Origin of the sequence: Vibrio sp. NH-UV-68, from assembly GCF_042940635.1 — a bacterium.
Lineage (GTDB): Bacteria > Pseudomonadota > Gammaproteobacteria > Enterobacterales > Vibrionaceae > Vibrio > Vibrio pacinii.
On record NZ_CP134975.1, the window covers coordinates 1,895,566 to 1,915,537 of the forward strand.

General features: G+C 45.4%; 16 protein-coding genes. 8 read left to right on the top strand and 8 right to left on the bottom strand.

Features of this window, described 5'->3' with window-relative positions; genetic code table 11:
• Positions 1-10: 10 nt before the first annotated feature.
• A complete protein-coding gene (locus ViNHUV68_RS08650) occupies positions 11-2,458 on the top strand; it encodes a molybdopterin guanine dinucleotide-containing S/N-oxide reductase (RefSeq protein ID WP_391087397.1) in 2,448 nt (815 codons plus the stop codon).
• A 99-nt stretch (positions 2,459-2,557) separates the two neighbouring features.
• Here the strand turns inward: ViNHUV68_RS08650 and ViNHUV68_RS08655 are convergent, their stop codons facing one another.
• On the bottom strand, positions 2,558-2,728 hold the full coding sequence (locus ViNHUV68_RS08655) for a hypothetical protein (RefSeq protein ID WP_169738995.1): 171 nt from the start codon (positions 2,726-2,728) through the stop codon (positions 2,558-2,560).
• Between the two features lie 115 nt (positions 2,729-2,843).
• Between ViNHUV68_RS08655 and ViNHUV68_RS08660 the strand changes: the two genes are divergently transcribed.
• Together ViNHUV68_RS08660 and ViNHUV68_RS08665 are read left to right on the top strand one after the other, a co-directional pair.
• The gene (locus ViNHUV68_RS08660; RefSeq protein WP_038172631.1) at positions 2,844-3,533 is read left to right on the top strand and encodes a DNA-3-methyladenine glycosylase I; all 690 of its coding nucleotides are present in this window, start codon (positions 2,844-2,846) and stop codon (positions 3,531-3,533) included.
• Between the two features lie 153 nt (positions 3,534-3,686).
• The gene (locus ViNHUV68_RS08665; protein ID WP_391087402.1) at positions 3,687-4,109 is read left to right on the top strand and encodes a BLUF domain-containing protein; all 423 of its coding nucleotides are present in this window, start codon (positions 3,687-3,689) and stop codon (positions 4,107-4,109) included.
• 2 nt (positions 4,110-4,111) lie between these two features.
• On the opposite strand, the gene ViNHUV68_RS08670 is transcribed toward ViNHUV68_RS08665, so the two are convergent.
• Positions 4,112-4,570, bottom strand: coding sequence for a MarR family transcriptional regulator (locus ViNHUV68_RS08670; RefSeq protein WP_391087405.1), 459 nt, complete (start codon positions 4,568-4,570; stop codon positions 4,112-4,114).
• Positions 4,571-4,683: 113 nt separating this feature from the next.
• Between ViNHUV68_RS08670 and ViNHUV68_RS08675 the strand changes: the two genes are divergently transcribed.
• The gene (locus tag ViNHUV68_RS08675; RefSeq protein ID WP_391087408.1) at positions 4,684-5,106 is read left to right on the top strand and encodes an Ohr family peroxiredoxin; all 423 of its coding nucleotides are present in this window, start codon (positions 4,684-4,686) and stop codon (positions 5,104-5,106) included.
• 123 nt (positions 5,107-5,229) lie between these two features.
• On the opposite strand, the gene metE is transcribed toward ViNHUV68_RS08675, so the two are convergent.
• The gene (gene metE / locus ViNHUV68_RS08680; protein ID WP_391087410.1) at positions 5,230-7,515 is read right to left on the bottom strand and encodes a 5-methyltetrahydropteroyltriglutamate--homocysteine S-methyltransferase; all 2,286 of its coding nucleotides are present in this window, start codon (positions 7,513-7,515) and stop codon (positions 5,230-5,232) included.
• A 260-nt stretch (positions 7,516-7,775) separates the two neighbouring features.
• Here metE and ViNHUV68_RS08685 point away from each other — a divergent pair, with 260 nt between their 5' ends.
• On the top strand, positions 7,776-8,696 hold the full coding sequence (locus ViNHUV68_RS08685) for a LysR substrate-binding domain-containing protein (RefSeq protein ID WP_038172640.1): 921 nt from the start codon (positions 7,776-7,778) through the stop codon (positions 8,694-8,696).
• 32 nt (positions 8,697-8,728) lie between these two features.
• On the opposite strand, the gene ViNHUV68_RS08690 is transcribed toward ViNHUV68_RS08685, so the two are convergent.
• From ViNHUV68_RS08690 to ViNHUV68_RS08700, 3 genes are all read right to left on the bottom strand, one after another.
• Entirely contained in the window at positions 8,729-8,929 is a 201-nt protein-coding gene (locus ViNHUV68_RS08690; RefSeq protein ID WP_038172642.1) for a DUF4250 domain-containing protein, read from the bottom strand.
• 85 nt (positions 8,930-9,014) lie between these two features.
• Positions 9,015-9,695: a hypothetical protein gene (locus tag ViNHUV68_RS08695; protein WP_391087413.1), complete on the bottom strand. Its 681-nt coding sequence runs from the start codon at positions 9,693-9,695 to the stop codon at positions 9,015-9,017.
• 126 nt (positions 9,696-9,821) lie between these two features.
• Positions 9,822-12,284, bottom strand: coding sequence for an EAL domain-containing protein (locus ViNHUV68_RS08700; RefSeq protein ID WP_391087416.1), 2,463 nt, complete (start codon positions 12,282-12,284; stop codon positions 9,822-9,824).
• 205 nt (positions 12,285-12,489) lie between these two features.
• On the opposite strand from ViNHUV68_RS08700, the gene ViNHUV68_RS08705 reads away from it, so the two are divergent.
• Positions 12,490-14,769 carry a YgiQ family radical SAM protein gene (locus ViNHUV68_RS08705; RefSeq protein WP_391087419.1) on the top strand — a complete coding sequence of 760 codons (2,280 nt, stop codon included), beginning with the start codon at positions 12,490-12,492 and terminating at the stop codon, positions 14,767-14,769.
• Between the two features lie 46 nt (positions 14,770-14,815).
• Here the strand turns inward: ViNHUV68_RS08705 and serC are convergent, their stop codons facing one another.
• Together serC and ViNHUV68_RS08715 are read right to left on the bottom strand one after the other, a co-directional pair.
• Positions 14,816-15,898 (bottom strand): 3-phosphoserine/phosphohydroxythreonine transaminase, encoded by a 1,083-nt coding sequence (serC, locus tag ViNHUV68_RS08710; RefSeq protein ID WP_391087421.1) that lies wholly within the window; start codon positions 15,896-15,898, stop codon positions 14,816-14,818.
• 124 nt (positions 15,899-16,022) lie between these two features.
• Positions 16,023-17,288, bottom strand: a complete 1,266-nt coding sequence (locus tag ViNHUV68_RS08715; protein WP_391087424.1) for a DUF945 family protein — start codon at positions 17,286-17,288, stop codon at positions 16,023-16,025.
• Positions 17,289-17,462: 174 nt separating this feature from the next.
• Here ViNHUV68_RS08715 and ViNHUV68_RS08720 point away from each other — a divergent pair, with 174 nt between their 5' ends.
• Together ViNHUV68_RS08720 and ViNHUV68_RS08725 are read left to right on the top strand one after the other, a co-directional pair.
• A complete protein-coding gene (locus ViNHUV68_RS08720) occupies positions 17,463-19,415 on the top strand; it encodes an ATP-binding protein (protein ID WP_391087427.1) in 1,953 nt (650 codons plus the stop codon).
• Positions 19,412-19,909 carry a response regulator gene (locus ViNHUV68_RS08725; protein WP_391087430.1) on the top strand — a complete coding sequence of 166 codons (498 nt, stop codon included), beginning with the start codon at positions 19,412-19,414 and terminating at the stop codon, positions 19,907-19,909. The genes ViNHUV68_RS08720 and ViNHUV68_RS08725 overlap by 4 nt, the downstream gene beginning before the upstream one ends.
• Positions 19,910-19,972: the final 63 nt, after the last annotated feature.

Here is a 19,972-nt window from a genome sequence, read left to right on the forward strand (position 1 = left end):
GGATACGATTATGACCGAAATTACACGTCGCGGTTTTCTCAAAGGAACTGGCATGGCTGCGGGCGCCGCAGCGATTACCTCTCTCGCTCCTTTAAGTACGGCCGCATCAAATAAACGTGGTTCAGGCGTATTAACGGCTAGCCGCATGGGGCCTTTACTTTGCGAGGTGAAAGAGGGAAAACTGGTTTCAACCACCAATGCCCTTGCACAAACAGTAGTAAACAGCCTGCAATCAACAGGACCAGATCAAGTCTATACCAAAGCCCGAATCAAATACCCGATGGTACGCAAAGGCTACTTAGATGATCCCAACCAACCGAAAGGCGAGCGCGGCCAAGATGACTACGTCCGCGTTTCTTGGGATGAGGCTTATAAACTGATCCATGAACAACACATGCGCATTCGTCAGCAGTATGGCGCTGAGTCTGTTTTTGCCGGTTCCTATGGTTGGCGTTCAAGTGGGGTGCTGCATAAAGCTCAAACACTACTACAACGTTATATGAGTATGGCAGGCGGTTACTCTGGTCACTTAGGCGATTATTCAACGGGTGCTGCGCAGGTAATTATGCCGCATGTAATGGGCTCGATAGAGGTGTATGAACAGCAAACTACTCACCCAGTCGTCATGGAAAATTCCGAGGTGGTTGTTCTGTGGGGGATGAATCCTCTCAATACATTAAAAATTGCATGGAGTTCAAGTGACTGCTCTGGCCTAGAGTTTTTCCATCAACTAAAAAAATCGGGCAAAACCGTCATTGCGATCGATCCGATGCGCTCAGAAACCATCGACTTCTTTGACGGCAAAATTGAGTGGATTGCACCTAACCCAATGACCGATGTTGCCTTGATGATGGGTATTGCTCACTCATTGATAACAACAGGCAAACACGACAAAGCATTCTTGGATAAATACACCGCAGGTTACCCAGAATTTGAAGCCTACCTACTTGGTAAAGAAGATGGTGTCGAGAAAACACCACAATGGGCCGAAAAAATTAGCGGCGTTCCAGCCAAAAAAATTGAAATGCTCGCAGATATCTTCAGCCAAAATCGCACCATGCTAATGGCTGGTTGGGGGTTGCAGCGCCAACAATATGGTGAACAACGTCACTGGATGTTGGTCACTCTGGCCTCAATGTTAGGACAAATCGGGCTACCTGGCGGCGGGTTTGGCTTCTCTTACCATTACTCTAACGGTGGTAACCCGACCCGAGACGCAGGGGTACTCCCGGCGATTTCAGCGACTATCGGTGGCGGCTCTTCGGCTGGTAACGATTGGGCCGTTTCTGGCGCAGTTAATAGTTTCCCAGTCGCCCGTATCGTCGAAGCGCTTGAAAACCCAGGTAAGGCTTATCTCCATAACGGCAAAGAGTTGTCCTTCCCTGACATTAAAATGATTTGGTGGGCAGGTGGTGGTAACTTTACTCATCACCAAGATACTAATCGCCTGATCAAAGCATGGCAAAAACCTGAATTAGTCGTGATTTCTGAAATTTATTGGACCGCAGCGGCAAAACACGCCGATATTGTTTTGCCCATCACCACCTCGTTTGAACGCAACGACATGACCATGACAGGCGACTATAGTAATCAACACTTAGTACCAATGAAGAAAGTCGTCGAACCTCAAGGTGAAGCACGCAATGATTTCGACGTCTTTGCCGATATGGCGGAATTGATCAAACCCGGTGGTCATGATGTGTTTACCGAGGGTAAGGACGAAATGGATTGGATTAAAGAATTCTATGAAACGGCGCAAAAAGGAGCGCGAGCAGCAAGAATTCGCATGCCAAAATTCGGCCAATTCTGGGATGAAAATCAACTGATTGAAATGAAGTTCAACAAGAAGGCGGCCGAGTTTGTTCGCCATGCTGATTTTAGAAAAGATCCAGTCATGAACCCACTTGGCACGCCAAGCGGAAAAATCGAGATTTACTCGCGAACTATCGAGAGCTATAAACTTGATGACTGCCCTGCTCACCCGACTTGGATGGAACCAACCGAATATTCTGGTAGCGCCAAAGAGGGCGAACTGCAGCTGATGACGGCTCATGCAGCCCACCGTTTGCACAGTCAATTTAACTACGCCCAACTACGTCAGCAATACGCCATTGCAGACCGTGAGCCAATTACCATTAATACTCAAGACGCCGCCGCCCGAGGTATCAAGAACGGTGACTTAGTCCGCGCCTACAATGATCGAGGACAAGTACTGGTTGGCGCTCTGGTCACTGACGGCATTAAACCTGGTTCGGTCTGTATTCATGAAGGCGGCTGGCCTGATCTCGATGCCAAAACGGGCTTGTGTAAAAATGGCGGTGCGAATGTCCTAACGCTCGACATTCCTACCTCGCGACTCGCTAACGGGTGCGCAGCAAACTCGGCGTTAGTCCGGATTGAAAAGTATACAGGTCCGGCACTTGAGCTGACGGCGTTTGTCCCACCGAAAAGCGCGTAAACAAACACTTATAAATCCGATAAACTAGAGCACTCGCTCCAATGCCGTTCACTTAAAGTGAGCGGCATTGTGTTTTCTAGTATATCGGCTTGGCTTTTTCTAACAGCGACCTTTTTTTGCTTGCCCTGGTGGACAGAATTTTTCGCGTTGTTGTGTCTCTTTGTCACTATTATATTTTACTTCAAGATCACGATACTCACCTTCAACGTTGGTAATCTGACATCCCGATAAAGCGGCTGTGATGACTAACGCCAATCCAATACTCTTCATGTTTAACTCCGTGTTTTTTCGCAGACTTTAGCGTGATCAATCGTTACTATGTCATTGATAAGTTAACTTCTGTTTGCAACAGGTTAGCTGGTTTTATTTGAGGGAGAACATCACATTGACACAAGAAAAGTTTGACGACATTTACCAACGCGCAGTGGATCGAAAAGGGGGCGTCACCCAGTTAGAGTCTTTATTATCTTCGCCACTTAGCCACGAACAACTGCAGCGTATACCTAATGACCGCTGGCTATCAGCGTTCAGTATGAAGGTGTTTCAAAGTGGAATATCATGGCAAGTGGTGAGAAATAAGTGGCCAAATTTTGAAGAGATCTTCTTTGGTTTTAAAATAGAACCCTTGTTGATGCTTTCAGATGAACAGTGGGATAACAAAGCTGCCGATAAACGAATCATTCGCCACCACAGTAAAGTTCAGTCTATCCGTGCTAATGCTCAAATGATGCATGAATGTTCACTCAACCATGGCTCGTTCGCTAACATGGTGGCGCAGTGGCCAAAGGATGATATTACTGGATTGTGGCTCTATCTGAAAAAACACGGCCAACGGTTAGGTGGTAATACGGGGCCATACAGTTTGCGTCAAATGGGTGTTGACACCTTTATTTTATCTGGTGATGTAGAAAGTTATCTGCGTAACACAGGGCTTATTGAAGGAGGGAGAGATACCCTGCGCTCGCTCACAGCGGCAACTCAAGCTTTTTTACAATGGCAACAACAAAGTGGACGAAGTTTCACCCATATTAGCCAAGTGATTGCTTACAGTACAGGTGACAACCGAGTGATCTAAGTAACCGAGAGATCTAAGCGTAGAGGCATCAATGGTCATGGTGTGTCGCAGGCAATGATTACGTTATTTATTGTCAAATCGCAAATATGAGCTAGGTTTTATATTGAATCTTGTTTGCGAACACATATTGCCGACACATTAAAGGAGCCTGTAATGTTTCTAACACGACTCGTGTATGCCAGCACCATTGAACAAGGGTTTGATTTATCGACCGTCGAAGAAATTATTAGCTCGGCACGCAAACATAACAGTGCACTCGATGTGACTGGGATGCTGTGTTTCGACCGGCACTATTTTCTACAGTGTTTGGAAGGATCACGAACCAATGTCAATGATGTCTATCAACGTATTTTGAATGATAAACGCCACTCAAGCATAATTATGCTCGACTACCGAGAGGTAAGCGCGCGTGATTTTAGCCACTGGTCGATGGGTTACATTCCCTCTTCTAGCCTCACAGCGCCACTTTACTTGCGCTATTCAGGCGCTAGTGAATTCAACCCATACCACATGTCTGGTGAGAGCGCTTATCAATTACTGCTTGATCTCAAAAATGCCTTGCCGACGATCAGTTAGTGTTACTCAATGCTACTTAGCACTTTTTCACATAACCTTTTCAAGGTGATCAGTTCATCAAGCTCAAGATGAAACTTACATTTCATCTGCTCTGGAACTTGTATCGCTTGTTGTTTTAATGCCAAGCCTGATGGGGTGAGTTTAAGCACACGTACGCGTTCGTCTTGTTCGCTACGCCCACGTCCCACATACCCTTTTAACTCCAGTCGTTTTAATAATGGCGTCAACGTACCTGAATCTAGATACAAACGATGACCAACATCTTTAACACTGATGCCGTCATTTTCCCACAGCACCATCATGACGAGATATTGAGAATACGTTAGATCGAGCTTATCAAGTAACGGGCGATAACTACGAATCACTGCGTTAGATGCACTGTATAACGGAAAACAGACTTGATTGTCTAACAGCAGTAACTCTTCGGCCGCTAAAATACGTTGTGACTTGCAATGAGACATAGACGTTCACTCATAAAAATAAATTGCGCACAATATACTTGCATTTCAACTAAGATTCGATCTAACATTGCAAACAATTAGATTGTACACAACCTAAATTTAAGGGACATAACATGAAAACACTCTACAAAACGCAAGCAACTGCACTCGCTGGCCGTAATGGGCAAGTAAAAACAGACGATGGCCTACTAGATGTGGCACTCGCTTACCCGAAAGAAATGGGTGGAAGTGGCGCTGCCACTAACCCAGAGCAGCTGTTTGCTGCTGGTTATTCTGCGTGTTTTTCAAATGCCATTTTACACGTTGCCAACGAAGCCAAAGTGGCACTTAAGCATGCGCCAGTTACTGCTGAAGTGGGTATTGGTCCCAATGATCAAGGTGGTTTTGCCTTAACAGTGAGCCTAGCTGCGACTTTAGAGCTTGCGCAAGAACAAGCACTTGAGTTGGTTCGTACTGCCCATCAAGTCTGTCCTTACTCTAACGCAGTTCGTGGTAATATCGATGTGCAAGTCACCGTCAACGGTGAATCAATTTAACTCGCTGGCATTACTGAAACGATATGTCAAAGCATCACTAACAACACTGCCGACCATTAGGTCGGCATTGTTTTATCTGCATACATTGTTCTAACGACATATGCATAGTTAACAACACAGTACTTACGCAGAGTAAGCTTTTCTGAGCTTTTTCGCCGCCAACACCATATTGGTTAACGATGCTTCTGTCTCGGCCCAGTTACGCGTTTTCAATCCGCAATCTGGATTGACCCACAATCGCTGTGACGGGATCTTTTCTGCCGCTTTATTGATTAAACCTTCAATCCACTCTTGAGTCGGAATATTCGGCGAATGGATATCATACACACCCGGACCGATTTCGTTCGGATAATTAAACGCTTCAAAAGCTTTCAATAGTTCCATATTTGAACGTGACGTTTCGATGGTAATCACATCCGCATCGAGCGCCGCAACCGAATCAATGATCTCGTTAAACTCTGAATAACACATATGAGTATGAATTTGAGTTTCAGGCTTCGCGCTCGCCGCAGAAATCTTAAACGCATCGACAGCCCACTCTAAATATGCTTTATGCTGTGCTTTTTTAAGTGGTAAGCCCTCACGGATAGCGGGTTCATCAATCTGAATAATATTGATTCCGGCATCTTGAAGATCGGACACTTCATCGCGTAGCGCCAGAGCTAGCTGGGTGGCAATTTCTTTTCGGCTGATATCTTCACGCGGGAAAGTCCAACAAAGAATCGTGACTGGCCCTGTCAACATTCCTTTCATCTGCTTTGAGGTCAATGATTGCGCGTAGGTAGACCACTCGACAGTCATTGGCTGCTCACGTTCGATATCAGCGACAACGATAGCGGGTTTGACGCAACGTGAACCATAACTTTGTACCCAGCCAAACTGAGTTGTCTGGAAACCAGCGAGATTTTCGGCAAAATACTCGACCATATCGTTACGTTCAGCTTCACCATGAACGAGTACGTCAAGACCTAAGGCTTCTTGGCGTTTTACCGCATCCGAAATATGTCCTTTAAGCGCTTGCTGATACTCCGCCGAAGAGAGCTTTCCGCTACGATAAGCACTGCGTTGAACACGAATCTCACTGGTTTGTGGAAACGAGCCAATGGTCGTGGTTGGGAATAATGGTAAATCTAACACTTCACGTTGATGGGCAGCACGCTCTGGATAAGGTGCGCTACGCTCGGTAAATGCCTGAGTGACACGATTAAGCCGCGCTTGAACCTGAGGTTTGTTAACGTGGGTTGCGCTTTTGCGCGCTTGAATCGGCGTACTATATGTATCGCAAGCCAAAATAGCCGCGTGATCACCATCTAACGCTTTACCCAGTAACGCCACTTCCGTCAATTTTTGCTTAGCAAAAGCAAACCAGCTGTGCACTTCATCACTCAAATTCGCTTCAAGTTCCAAATCAACGGGGCTATGCAGTAGCGAGCACGAACTGGCTATCCATAACCTGTCAGCCAACTTATCTTTGACTGGTTTTAATAAGGCCAGTTGCGCACTTAAATCGGCACGCCAAACATTTCGCCCATTGATCACACCAGCGGACAGAACCCAGTGCTCAGGCAACTTTTCGACCACAGTATCCAATTGCCGAGGCGCGGCAGACACATCAATGTGTAGACCGTCTACATCCAGCTCGACTATCTTGTCTAAGGTATCAGTTACCGAGTCAAAATAGGTTGTCAGCAGTACCTTGACGTCACAACGAATCATTTGATAGGCGAGTTTAAATGCCTCTTGCCAAGGCTGCTCCAATTCAAGCGCTAAGATAGGTTCATCAATTTGTACCCACTCGACGCCTTGTTTAGTGAGTTTGGCCAGAATGGCTTGGTAAGCCGTCAACAAACGTGGCAATAGACTCAATCGGTCAAAACCTGGTTCAACTTCTTTACCAAGGTAGAGATAACTGAGCGGCCCAAGGAGTACGGGCTTAACATTATGTCCCGCTTGTACCGCTTCATTCACTTCTTCAAACAACTGTGGCCAGCTGACTTCAAAGCTATCATCGCGGCTAAACTCAGGCACAATGTAGTGATAGTTAGTATTAAACCATTTAGTCATGTCTGAGGCGGCACTGCCACTGCATCCACACTGAGCTTGAGACTGGCCCCTGCCTACTTTAAACAGCGTATCGATATCTGGGAAACCGTCTCGATGACGTTTAGGTACATGGCCAAGCAGTACTGTTGTGGTCAAAACATGATCGTACCAAGCGAAGTCACCTGCTGTGACAAAATCGAGACCGGCTTGAGCCTGCTCTTGCCAGTGGTTGTCACGCAACGTTGCTCCGACCGTTTTAAGCTCGGCCTGATCAATTTCGCCACGCCAATATTTCTCTAATGCAAATTTAAGTTGACGCTTTTCGCCAATACGTGGATAGCCAAGAATGTGAGTCGTTGTTGTCATGTTATTTGCCCTTTCGCTGAGATTCGTCAATGTGCCAGAGTACGACATCAATCATTTAATAAAGATGTCTGGATGGCTAAACTATCTCGTTGTTCACCGGATAGAACAAGTTCCAAATATTCAACATGTTTATTAGTATATTTCATGTTGCAGGGCTTCAGATTCGAATGGCCGACTTAGACGTCTAGATGTTTACACATCCAATAAATCGGAGTAAGTTAATACTATTCAAGCAGAAATCGTCTATATGAAGGGAATTCATGATTGAGCTCAAGCACCTTAAAACCTTAGCAACACTGCGCGATACCGGTTCGCTAACCGCCACCGCCACCACATTGCATCTTACTCAGTCGGCTCTCAGCCACCAGCTTAAAGATCTTGAAGCTCGCATAGGCGGTCAGCTATTTCTGCGTAAAACTCGCCCCGTTAAGTTCACCGCAGAAGGTGAGATATTCCTGAAGCTAGCCGAAGACGTTCTGCCTCGGATTGCCAAAGCAGAAAATGAAGTTGCTAGCTTAAAAGAAGATGTTAATGGCCGACTGCATATGGCAATCGAATGTCACTCTTGTTTTCAGTGGTTAATGCCCGCCTTAAAGGAGTACCAACAGGCTTGGCCTAGCGTGACACTCGACTTCTCATCTGGCTTTGGGTTTGAACCTTTACCCGCACTCGTTTGTGGTGAACTCGACTTAGTCATCACCTCAGATATTCAACCGCGTTCTGAAGTGCATTACGAACCCCTGTTTGATTTTGAGATGCGTCTAGTCACCTCGGTTAGTCATCCTCTTGCTAAGAAAAAGTCGATTCAACCTAGTGATCTGAGCGATCAAACCATGCTCTCATATCCAGTACAGAAAAACCGTCTTGATGTGGTTAAACACTTTTTGCAACCTGCCTCCGTCGACCCCAAACAGTGGAAACAAGCGGATAATACCTTGATGCTGATTCAAATGGTTTCTGCTGGGCTTGGGGTTGCGGCGTTACCGAATTGGGCAATCAGTGAGTTCTCACGCCAAGGTTTGATTACCAGCATTCCGCTTGGCAATGGTTTATGGCGCAGACTATTTGCGGCCACTCGACATTCAGATAAGGATAAGCGCTATCTACAGGCATTCTTCAATACGGCACGTATTCAGTCGCAAGGTCATTTAGATGGAATTAAAACCGTCAAACTAGGATAGAAAAAGGAGGCTATGCGCCTCCTCATTTGGGTTTACCGTTGATACGACTTAAACTGATTGGTTAATGGGTCGTAGCTGTAACCGAGCAGATCAAGTTTGCCAACAACTTGCTCTACATCCATTTCATAGGTGCTGATCAACTCTTCAAAACTATCACACTCTAAACGCAGCTTCTCATTGACGATACCTAACAGAATACTGCTATCAAAATTACCCGCATTACTCAGATCCATCCTTGCCTCCTTTTTACGCACTCACTTAGTTAAGCTTAGTAATGGTTGGCAATGTTCGCAGTGAGCAAACTCTAAATTTCTACGCTTACAATAAAAACAGCGCCTGATTGGAAGAAACCGCCAACAACAGGAGCGCTAGCGCACAACCAAGCTGAAGTTTATTCACAGGTTTTGTTGTCAAGAGGTGCCAGCACCATATTACGATTGAGGTAATTAACATTGCTAGGCCAACCAATAAAGGTTCGGTCACTTGAGTTAAGGTTTGTGGATCCATTGTGTAAGCTTGAAGCAAGATGGTTAAGCTCATCAGCATGGCCGCCACGATACCTGTAACTGGTAAAATTCGATGAAAGGCTTGCAAACGGGTTCGCGCAATCGTCAGCAATAAATGTGCAAGCAGAGCGCCAAGTAAGAAAATAGCAACCAAGGTATTCAAACTTGCCACAAGCGATGGTTGACTGCCGATCTCAATTGCGACATAAGCCAATGCAAGGCCGTTGGCTAAATACATAACCCACATCGGGCCTTGTACGCGAGTCTTTTTGGTTTGTACTTGAGAATAAAAATAAGCGATTGCAAATACGATCATCATCGCTTCAATACGTAATGATGACACGGCTAGCCACAAAAGAGCGATGGTAGGCAGCATCTTGTGAATGCGCCCTCTTTGACCAGGGCAGAGATCGCCCTTTACCAAGATCAAAGTTAGAATGAGCTGTGCACCCAATAACATCGGGGACAGGACGGCGAGTAATTGCTGAATCATAACACTATCGAATTAATGGGATATTAGGACGCGGATCATAGCAGATTCAGACGCGTTAGCCATCTGTGAAATATATTCACCATTGATAGTGCCTCCCCTCAAATTGATGTGTTATGTGTAGCCGATTTAAGCCATTTGGGTATTATTGGCTAAATAGGCCATCACCGCTTTCTCTCCCACAAAGCCTTTAAAATGTCCGTGTTCATCGATTAAGCACCAGGGAAAAGCGGCATTCTTCATCACAAGCTGGCTGATTTGAGATTTGGCCGTTTGATCAGGAAGTACTGTGATCACAGGCGACATAATTCGGTTAGCGGGCTTATGCCAGTAGCCGCTTTCTTTGTTCGACTCCCAGTCGGTGCCCATTCCTGGGGTGAGATGTAAATTCATGTGATTTCTATCGATATAACCCACACACTCTTTACTCTCAATAACCGGCAAATAGTCGAATTTCCCTGACGATAAGTATTGGTAAATCAAGGATAACGGCTCACCAGGATCGATACGCTGACTAGGCTCAACCAGTTGAATTAGTGTGTCGGCATTCTCCATCGATGATTGCTGTTCAACAGAGAAACAGCCAATAACATCTTCAAGTTCCTCTAGGGGTAGTGGCTTAGAAAAATAAAAACCTTGGATATAATCAGCCCCCAACTTAGTGAGGATTTCCAATTCGAGTTCCGTTTCCACGCCTTCTGCGATAACCTCTAACCCGAGGCGCTGAGCTAACTGAATCAAAGTCATTGCAATACTGTATTGCCTAGATTGATAAGTAATATCCTGAATAAACGCGCGATCAATTTTCAATATATCAAAGTAACGTTCTTTTAAATAACGAAACGAGGCACAACCTGTACCAAAATCATCCACCGCGATGGTAACCCCAGCCCCACGAAGCGCAGACAAGAGTTCTAGATTTTTTTCATCGTTTTGGAAGTAAGCACTTTCTGTAAACTCAAAAGTAATCTGGCTTGGATTGATATGTTGTGTATCAAGCAGCATGGCCGCTCGTTCTAAGATACTAGTGAGGTTAGTGGTCGTTTTGAGTGACCGATTGACCGAGAGCTTTATATGCTCACCAAACCGTTGTTGCAATTGGGGAAGTAACTTTAAAGAATTAAGCAGCACCAGATCATCAAGTTCGACCACTTTATCCAGTTCTTCGACAACCGCGACTAGTTCTTGAGTATTCGTCTCTAAGTCGGCGTTCTCTGGAAAACGACACAAGGCTTCAAATTTATCAATGCGCTGCTTTTTTAAGTCGACAATGGGTTGGAAATAGATCTCGACATTACCATTACGCAGCGCCGTCAGCACATGTTCTTCTAGTTGCTTCTTACGCTCAATCTGACGGTGAATATCACGATCATAAAAATTAATTCGCCTAGCGTGCCCAGAATGTAGTTCGAGTAATGCTTGGTATGCGTGTGATACCAATTGATTTGGCGTGGACGCATCGGCACTCAGTACAGACACCCCTGTCACCCCTTCCTTCAACGCTCTAGCCACTGACACTTGGGCATGTTGAAAACTCTGAAGCAGCTTAGTAATCGCACGGCCGATATTGGTTACCACTTGACGGTTGTCTTGATAGGCAAAATCAAGACACAACGCAAAACAGTCATGACCTAAATAACCACAAGTAAGGACCTCAGTATTATCGCGTAAATAACTGGCAAACTGACGTTTTTTCTCGGGTAAGTTGCCTGAAGTAAAATGAGGCTGAATCGCGAGTACCACTAGGCTTTTGCCCATTTCGGCTTGCTGGCAAAGCTGGGAAAGTTGTTCGATAAACCTGTTTTTATCTGGCAGTTGGGTGAGCAGATCAATACCGCCCGATACACTATCCTCAAGCCGGTTTAACTCTAGCGACAGATCAGCTGAAAAGCCCAAATAATAAGTTTCACCATTTCCCGGATTGATTTTGTGAATAGTCAAATCTTGTGGGAAGACACTTCCATCAGCACGACGTGATAACAGCGTACCACTCCAATACCCTTGTTGCTCAACTTGGCTCCAAAGCTGTTGGTAATAAGCGGAGCTATGACGATCTGAATTGAAAACCCGCGTTTTAAGGCCCACGATCTCATTTCTTAAATAACCAGTGAGGACTTCAAAGTAATGATTACAAGCAAGGATACGCGTTTCTGAATCAGTCACGACAATGCCATGATGGTCATTTTCAAACACTGAATAAAAAATTTCCGCCATTTCATGCGAGCTTGATATATTCAGACACGGTGATAGTGTGCCTTTTAGCTCGTGACTACTGACACGTTCGATATAAAGGTCAACATAAAAAAACAACGCGGTTTTTGCCATCAAGCAGCAGTGAGTATATTGCGGTTTATCGCTCTCAAGCACGGTTTGGAACACGCGTTTAATAACACTGCGCTGTGTATTAGGTAGTAACTCAAAAAAGCTTTTAGCGCTCAGTCCTTCATCTTGGCGACCAAACAGCATCATAGAAACTTCGCTATCGCAGCGTAACGTCTGCGTTTTAAGATCTAGACACCAATCATAAACAGCGAACTTACGCTTCGGTCCGGTTTGCTGACCTTGTCCATCTTTCGTTTTTAATGCACTCATGGACTAACCAACTTATGTCATTTCATATTTATTCATATTATAGAAAATGGTAGGCGTGTTAATCGTTACTCACTTAACACTTTGGTGCTAAATGAGGCTTCCACTCGATAAAGCCAGATCGTCACAATAAGCCACAGTGATATTGAGGTAGATAGTCGCTGGCCAAGTCGCTATAATTCGCGCTCCTTGGCACAGAGAGCAAAATATGTACAGCAACATCACTCCTATTCACGAGCATAAGAAATACTGGGCAGAGTGCTTTGGCACCGCACCTTTCCTTCCGACCAGTCGAAAGGAGATGGACGCCCTTGGATGGGACAGCTGTGACATTATTATCGTAACGGGCGATGCTTATGTGGATCATCCAAGCTTTGGTATGGCCATCATCGGTCGTTTGTTAGAAGCCCAAGGCTTCCGTGTCGGTATCATTGCTCAACCTCAGTGGCACAATAAAGACGCCTTTATGGCACTGGGCAAACCTAACCTATTTTTTGGTATCACTGCCGGTAACATGGACTCAATGATCAACCGTTACACGTCCGATCGCAAGTTACGCCATGATGATGCCTATACCCCCAACAATGAAGGCGGCAAGCGTCCTGACCGAGCAACGCTGGTTTACTCTCAACGTTGTCGTGAAGCCTATAAAGGTACGCCTATCGTGCTTGGTGGGATTGAAGCGAGCTTGCGTCGTGTTGCGCACTACGACTACTGGTCAGACAAAGTTCGTCGCTCGGTACTGTTTGATGCAAAAGCAGATATCCTTCTTTTCGGTAACGCTGAACGTGCATTGGTTGAAGTCGCACATCGCCTTGCTGATGGCGAAGAGATCGCTAACCTAACCAATATTCGCGGTACCGCAATCAACCTTCCAGCGGCTCCTGAAGGTTTCAAAATCATTGATTCTTCTCGTATCGAAAAGCCGAACAAGGCTTATGTGCCAGTAAACCCGTACGAAGTTGAAACGCAATGTGAGACTAAGAAAGATGAAAAGGAAGAGGTAAAGGCGCAACCTATTACCATTCGCCCTTCTCGTCACGATGCAAAAACAACTGCAGTTCGTATCCCTGCGTTTGAGAAACTAAATAATGACCGCATCCTTTACGCTCATGCGAGCCGCATTTTGCATCTTGAGACCAACCCGTATTCTGGTCGAGCTTTGATCCAACGTCACGGTGACCGTGAACTTTGGGTGAACCAAGCACCGATTCCATTGACAACAGAAGAGATGGATTACGTGTTTGGTCTTGCTTACAAGCGTGTTCCTCACCCTATGTATGGCAAAGCGAAAATCCCTGCATATGACATGATCAAAACTTCGGTTAACATCATGCGTGGCTGTTTTGGCGGCTGTTCTTTCTGTTCGATTACCGAACATGAGGGGCGTATTATTCAGAACCGCTCTAAAGAGTCGATTTTGAGCGAGATGGAAGAGATTCGCGATAAAGTGCCTGGCTTTACCGGGACTATTTCTGACTTAGGTGGCCCGACGGCGAACATGTACCGTTTGGGTTGTTCAGACCCGAAAGCAGAAATTAACTGTCGTCGTCCATCATGTGTGTTCCCAAAAATCTGTGAAAAGCTCAACACAGACCATCAACACACCATTGACCTTTATCGCTCAGCAAGAAAAGTTTCGGGTATTAAGAAGGTAATGATCGCTTCTGGCGTTCGTTACGACTTAGCGATTGAATCTCCAGAATACGTACGTGAGCTTGTGACTCACCACGTTGGTGGTTACTTGAAGATTGCTCCAGAGCATACTGAAAAAGGCCCTCTGGATCTGATGATGAAGCCTGGTATGGGCACATACGATCGCTTTAAAGAGATGTTCGAAAAGTACAGCGCTGAAGCGGGCAAGAAGCAATATCTAATCCCTTACTTCATCTCTGCTCACCCGGGCACAGAAGATGAAGATATGCTTAACCTTGCGTTGTGGCTGAAAAAACATAACTACGAGTGTGATCAAGTACAGAACTTCTACCCATCGCCAATGTGTAACGCAACGTCGATGTACTATTCAGAGACTAACCCTCTGAAACGCGTGAAGTATAAAAAGCGTGAGGATGTACCCGTGCCAAAAGGCGATCGCCAACGCCGTCTGCATAAAGCGCTCCTTCGTTACCACGATCCAGAGAACTGGAAGATTATCCGCGAAGCACTGATCAGCATGGGTAAAAAGCACCTGATTGGTGACAAGCCGAACTGCTTAGTACCAGAAGAAGACTTTGACGCTCAGACACCAGCACAGCGCCGTAAATCAGGTCGTCACGGTGCTCACCGCTTCGCGACTAAGCACACTAAATCACAACCTGGCTTTGAAAAAATGCACGGCGAACAACGCGCTAAAAGCAATAGTAGCAGTAACGGCAATGTCAACCGCAACGGTAAACCAGGGGCCAAACCCCAACACTCTCGTAGCGGGAAACCGACAGCGACAGGTTCCGGCAAACCTGCCGCAGGGCGTAAAGCTAAACAGCGTTGATCAAAAAAGCCTAGCAAATCGCTAGGCTTTTTTCCTTTTGCGGAGCTTAAGCGTTATTGGCTTCAAACTCGCGCATAAAGTCGACCAGAGCCTGAACACCTTCAATCGTCATCGCATTGTAGATTGATGCTCGCATGCCACCAACGGCCCTATGACCTTTAAGGGCAACCAAACCTTTAGCTTGTGCTTGTTCGAGAAACAACTCGTCTAGCTCGGGTTTGACCAATTGAAAAGGGACATTCATACGTGAACGGTTATCCGGATGAACCGTGTTGATGTAAAAATCAGACTCGTCGATTTGGCTGTATAATAGCGACGCTTTCTCTTGGTTGATTTTCTCCATCACAGCTACACCACCTTGTTGCTTAAGCCACTTAAACACTAAGCCAGATAGATACCAAGCAAATGTTGGCGGTGTATTGAACATTGACTCTTTTTCTGCCAGCACCTTGTAACTCATAAAGCTTGGCAGCAGCGCATTGGCTAAACCGAGTAAGTCGTCGCGAACGATAGCAATACAAATGCCTGCAGGACCAATATTTTTCTGTGCCCCTGCATAAATAACACCATATTGCGATACGTCAATTTGACGAGATAGAATGTTCGACGACATATCAGCAACAATCGGCTTATCTGTTACAGGCAATTGACTGATTTCAATACCATCAATGGTTTCATTTGGACAAAAATGAACATACGCAGAATCTGGGTCAATCGTCCACTGATCCGCATCTACCACAGCAGTTTTGCCCTCGCGCTGCGTTTTAGCGTCAAATACGTCAACTTGGCAATATTTGTACGCTTCTTTAATTGCACTTTCTGCCCAATAACCCGCATCAATATAGGTGGCTTTTTTGGCTGTACCGAGCAAGTTTAGCGGAACGGCAGCAAATTGAGCACGCGCACCACCCTGACAGAAAAGCACTTTGTAGTTATTGGGAATATTGAGAAGGTCACGCAGATCTTGCTCTGCCTCTTCTGCTACTTGAATAAACTCTTTACTACGGTGACTGATTTCCATCACAGAAGTACCTAAGTTATTCCAATCTACAAATTCGCTTTGCGCCTGTTCCATCACGGCCTTCGGCAGCCCTGCGGGACCAGCACTAAAGTTATACACCTTTTCCATCTCACTTTCCTTGCTCAAGCTTGTATTACGACTACTTCGATTAATAGCATGTTTTTTATCGGATAAAAAGCAACAAAAGAGGTCTTTAGACCTCTTTATCGGTTAAAGCCAATAAACTTACCCGTTAAGGTTGCATCAGTGCTGGCATAAGTAGCGCCATCAACGGAATTTCCTGACCGTTTTCAAATAGTAAACTACCCTCTTTAAGCTGCGCTTTGATACGGTAGCCCGTGTCATTTTGCTGCATTAATTCCATCACCATCGCTTCATCAATGCCCTGCTGAATGAATGGATATTGGGTCACTAAGCCGTTGGAGAAATAAGTATCGATATCCCCAGTCAAAGCAGGCAAGATCATCGCCATATTTTGAGTCACATTATCCGTTCCTTTTGGTACGTTAATGCTCCACGTTGTTTCGAAGCGACTTTGTTGGTTGAGGTTGACCTCCATCTTATTGATGGCGAGGTAAAAACCCTTTGAAAACAAGCTATCGACATAAGGTATCGCAGTTTGAATATCGTCGTTACTCGGGACAGGATTGTTTTGGTACAGGGTAATTAAATGTGCGAACGCTTCACTATCTAGATCGCCAAAGGCAAAGTCGAGTGACACACTGTCAACGTCACCTTCACTGGTGACCAATTTATTCAGTTCAACAATATGCTGACTACTGACCGTTTTAGCGGCTTCATCAAACGAACTAACAAAACGATATTGACTGTCACTCAATGCAAATAAAGGCGATTGTTCACCGCTAACAATCGCGGCTCTCGCTAGCTTAAGCGTTTGTTCGCCTATCCAAAAACTGTCGACCTTTTTTCCTTCACCTTCGCCTTGTAGACCAGAAAGCACCATTTTCTCTCCGGAATTGAAATCAATCTCTACTGAAGGAACATCGAGTTGATAGGTCATGTCGCCCAACACCGTAACATGACCACTCAGCGTAGAAGGAGAAACAGAGACAATCGCACCATCTTGCCCTTCAGTGACCTGGTTCCAGTGATCAAGCTTAAGGATGTACTCGGTGTTACCATTTAATTGAGTGACGGTCTCTAGCGTTAATGGCAGGTCATCGACATTCTCAAGCACCGATTCGGCACTAAGGCTGAACAGACCATGCGACACCTGACTATTGACCACCAGCTCGGTTGGTAAACCATCAACCACTAACTGTTCAGCTAGTATCGGGTCAATCACGGTATAACGAGTGGTGATCTGTGAGGACAGATACCCTCGGTCATATTCAATAACCTCAGCGCGCACAGAGTCACTATTCAGGTGAGTCACGCCGTCTTGAATAACGCTCTGTCCAATTTGTCCAACAGCCAACGGCCAACACAAAGCGAGAGAGATGGCGCCACCAATAGCACCGAGTTTTTTTAATTCCATGGTCATCAATTCTTAGTCACGATTTGGTTCAGTCTACACCAAAAAACATTGAGATAAATCAGAGTATTGGCCTTAAAGCCAAAACAAATGAGATTCTTCATACCTAGCTCTCAATACTCTATTGCTAAGCTTGCTAGAGTGAAAGGTGTCATTTGTTAATATTGTAGCCTAGTCGTGAATCAATTCTCTGTACTGTGTTTGGACAACAACCCGATTAGCGTTGAACAACTTAGGCGCGAGTTAAGTCCGTTTGCCAGTAAGTTTGACCTACATACAGCCGATACCATTGACGATGCCCATGCGGCACTTGAGTTTTGCCTCGAACAACAACAAACCGTCGCCTTGGTGATTGCCAGCCACCACGATAATTTCAATGGCGCTGATTTTTTGATTCAACTCGACAAGAATCACCACACACAAAGTGCCAAAAAAGTCTTAATTAGCTGTGGCAAGGACATTCAAGCTATTCTCTCTGCCGTCAACGATGGACGCCTCGATTACTGTCTGACGAAACCACTACAGGACAACGTGGTACATAGGACGGTGCAAAAAGAGCTGACCAACTTTATTCTCACGCACGACAAAGAGAACTTACTGTCCTACAGCCAAGTGCTTGATCAACATCGTCTGCTACGCGCTCATATCGATCAGAAAATGCGCAGCTATCGAGAAGGTTTCATTACCGATCATCACAGCATGAGTGATCAACAGTTGGCGCAAAAAGTCTCCACGGCTTTGCTCGATTTTTTTGCCGAACAAGACGAAACCAAAGCTTGCCGCACCTACTCCGCCGATCATCTGTTAACAGTAGAGGGTGAAGAAAATCGATTCCTATGGTTCATTACCAAAGGTGACGTTGCTCTGTATAAAAAAGACGACATCGGTATGCAGCGGGAAGTAGTACGGCATAGCCAAGGCAATATCGTTGGCGGAATGTCATTTGTCACTGGGGAGCCCTCTTTCTCGACCGCAGTGACCCTGTCACAAACAGAAGTAATCAAACTCGACCGAGACGTGTTCACTAAAGTCATGCATTCCAATATGACCTTACTGCCGCTATTTACCAACTTGCTGCTACGCCACTTTAATCGTCGTTTGCAACGCAGTATTAATACTAAGCTCGAGCTGCAAAAAACGTTGGAATCGCTTGAGTCCGCTCATCAACAACTCATTGAACGAGAAAAGATGGCGATGCTCGGACAACTGGTTGCCGGAGTCGCGCACGAACTCAACAACCCTATTGCAGCTATTCTGCGTAGCACTGAAACATTAACCGCCAAAATACAACATTTAGTCGATGGTCGTTGGAGCGAAGACGTGGGTATCGATGGCATTGAAGTGCTCAAAGCAGGCTTAGCACAGCGCCCACGCTCAACCGCAACAGAAAGAGAACTGACTCGCCAGGTACAGCAAAATGTCGGTGATCGACGCCTAGCAAAGAAATTGGTCAAACTCGGCTTGGAAAGCGACGCTCAATGGCAAAACAAAGCGCAAAACCACCCTGACGCAACTATGGCGCAACTTGTTCAACTTGAAGATTATTACATGGCGGGCAGCACTCTTCGCTCAATAAACGTGTGTGCGGGTCGTATCGCCGATATGGTCCGCAGCCTAAAAGGCTACGCTCGTCCTGATGATGAAAAGCGCCACCTGATTGATATTCATGAAGGCATCGAAGACACCTTAGTTATTTTTGAAAACAGGTTAAAATTTCATGAGGTTGAAAAGCGCTACGCCGATTTAGCTTCCATTCAGTGCCTGCCAATAGCCTTGCAACAAGTGTGGACTAATCTCGTCTCCAACGCCATTGATGCCTTTCCGAGTAAAGGTCACTTGTTAATAGAAACCAGTATGCGAGAAAAAGATTATCGCCAGTGGGCAGTGATCAGCTTTACTGATAACGGCAGTGGCATCCCTAAACATATCCAAGAGCAAATGTTCAGTTTAAATTTTACCACTAAAAAAGAGGGTAATTTTGGTCTTGGCATCGGGTTATCGGTTTGCCAACAAATTGTCCATCAACACGGCGGAAAAATCGAAGTCGAGTCAGAAATTGATCAATTCACTAAATTTTCTGTTTGGTTACCTTACGACCAAGCACTACCCGAATCAAGGAGCCCTGAATGAACAAGTACCTAATCTTATGTGTTGATGACGAACGTGAAGTTTTGGATAGCGTCATTCAAGATCTCGATTGCTTTGAAGAGAATTTTGTTTTGGAGGCTGCCGAGTCGGTTGCAGAAGCCAAATCCCTGATCGAAGAGTGCCAGCAAGAAGACGTAAAATTGGCGCTTATACTTTGTGATCACATTATGCCTGATCAAACTGGCATCCAATTTCTGATTGAACTCAATGAAAACTCGCCAACCACTCAGGCACGTAAGCTATTGTTAACCGGACAAGCAGGTTTGGAAGACACGGTTGAGGCTGTCAATCACTCCAGTCTTGATTTTTTCATTGCCAAACCATGGCGCGGTGATGAACTAAGAGAAATAGTCAAAAGCCAGCTCACAACTTATATGATCGCAAACGAACCTGAGTTAATGCCTTGGGCATCTGTGCTTGACACTGAAAAAATCTTTGCAGCAATGGCAAAAAAACGTGTCGATTACGGTGAATAATTAGTCATTTCTGGCATAGAGCTTGCTTAGTTATGTAAATCACGACAAAACAATGACATTTCT

Bases quoted from the DNA above. Each gene is read 5' to 3' on its own strand.
- ViNHUV68_RS08650 (WP_391087397.1), top strand. From the start codon at position 11: ATGACCGAAATTACACGTCGCGGTTTTCTCAAAGGAACTGGCATGGCT.
- ViNHUV68_RS08655 (WP_169738995.1), bottom strand. From the start codon at position 2,728: ATGAAGAGTATTGGATTGGCGTTAGTCATCACAGCCGCTTTATCGGGA.
- ViNHUV68_RS08665 (WP_391087402.1), top strand. From the start codon at position 3,687: ATGTTTCTAACACGACTCGTGTATGCCAGCACCATTGAACAAGGGTTT.
- ViNHUV68_RS08670 (WP_391087405.1), bottom strand. From the start codon at position 4,570: ATGTCTCATTGCAAGTCACAACGTATTTTAGCGGCCGAAGAGTTACTG.
- ViNHUV68_RS08675 (WP_391087408.1), top strand. From the start codon at position 4,684: ATGAAAACACTCTACAAAACGCAAGCAACTGCACTCGCTGGCCGTAAT.
- metE (WP_391087410.1), bottom strand. From the start codon at position 7,515: ATGACAACAACGACTCACATTCTTGGCTATCCACGTATTGGCGAAAAG.
- ViNHUV68_RS08685 (WP_038172640.1), top strand. From the start codon at position 7,776: ATGATTGAGCTCAAGCACCTTAAAACCTTAGCAACACTGCGCGATACC.
- ViNHUV68_RS08690 (WP_038172642.1), bottom strand. From the start codon at position 8,929: ATGGATCTGAGTAATGCGGGTAATTTTGATAGCAGTATTCTGTTAGGT.
- ViNHUV68_RS08695 (WP_391087413.1), bottom strand. From the start codon at position 9,695: ATGATTCAGCAATTACTCGCCGTCCTGTCCCCGATGTTATTGGGTGCA.
- ViNHUV68_RS08700 (WP_391087416.1), bottom strand. From the start codon at position 12,284: ATGAGTGCATTAAAAACGAAAGATGGACAAGGTCAGCAAACCGGACCG.
- ViNHUV68_RS08705 (WP_391087419.1), top strand. From the start codon at position 12,490: ATGTACAGCAACATCACTCCTATTCACGAGCATAAGAAATACTGGGCA.
- serC (WP_391087421.1), bottom strand. From the start codon at position 15,898: ATGGAAAAGGTGTATAACTTTAGTGCTGGTCCCGCAGGGCTGCCGAAG.
- ViNHUV68_RS08715 (WP_391087424.1), bottom strand. From the start codon at position 17,288: ATGGAATTAAAAAAACTCGGTGCTATTGGTGGCGCCATCTCTCTCGCT.
- ViNHUV68_RS08725 (WP_391087430.1), top strand. From the start codon at position 19,412: ATGAACAAGTACCTAATCTTATGTGTTGATGACGAACGTGAAGTTTTG.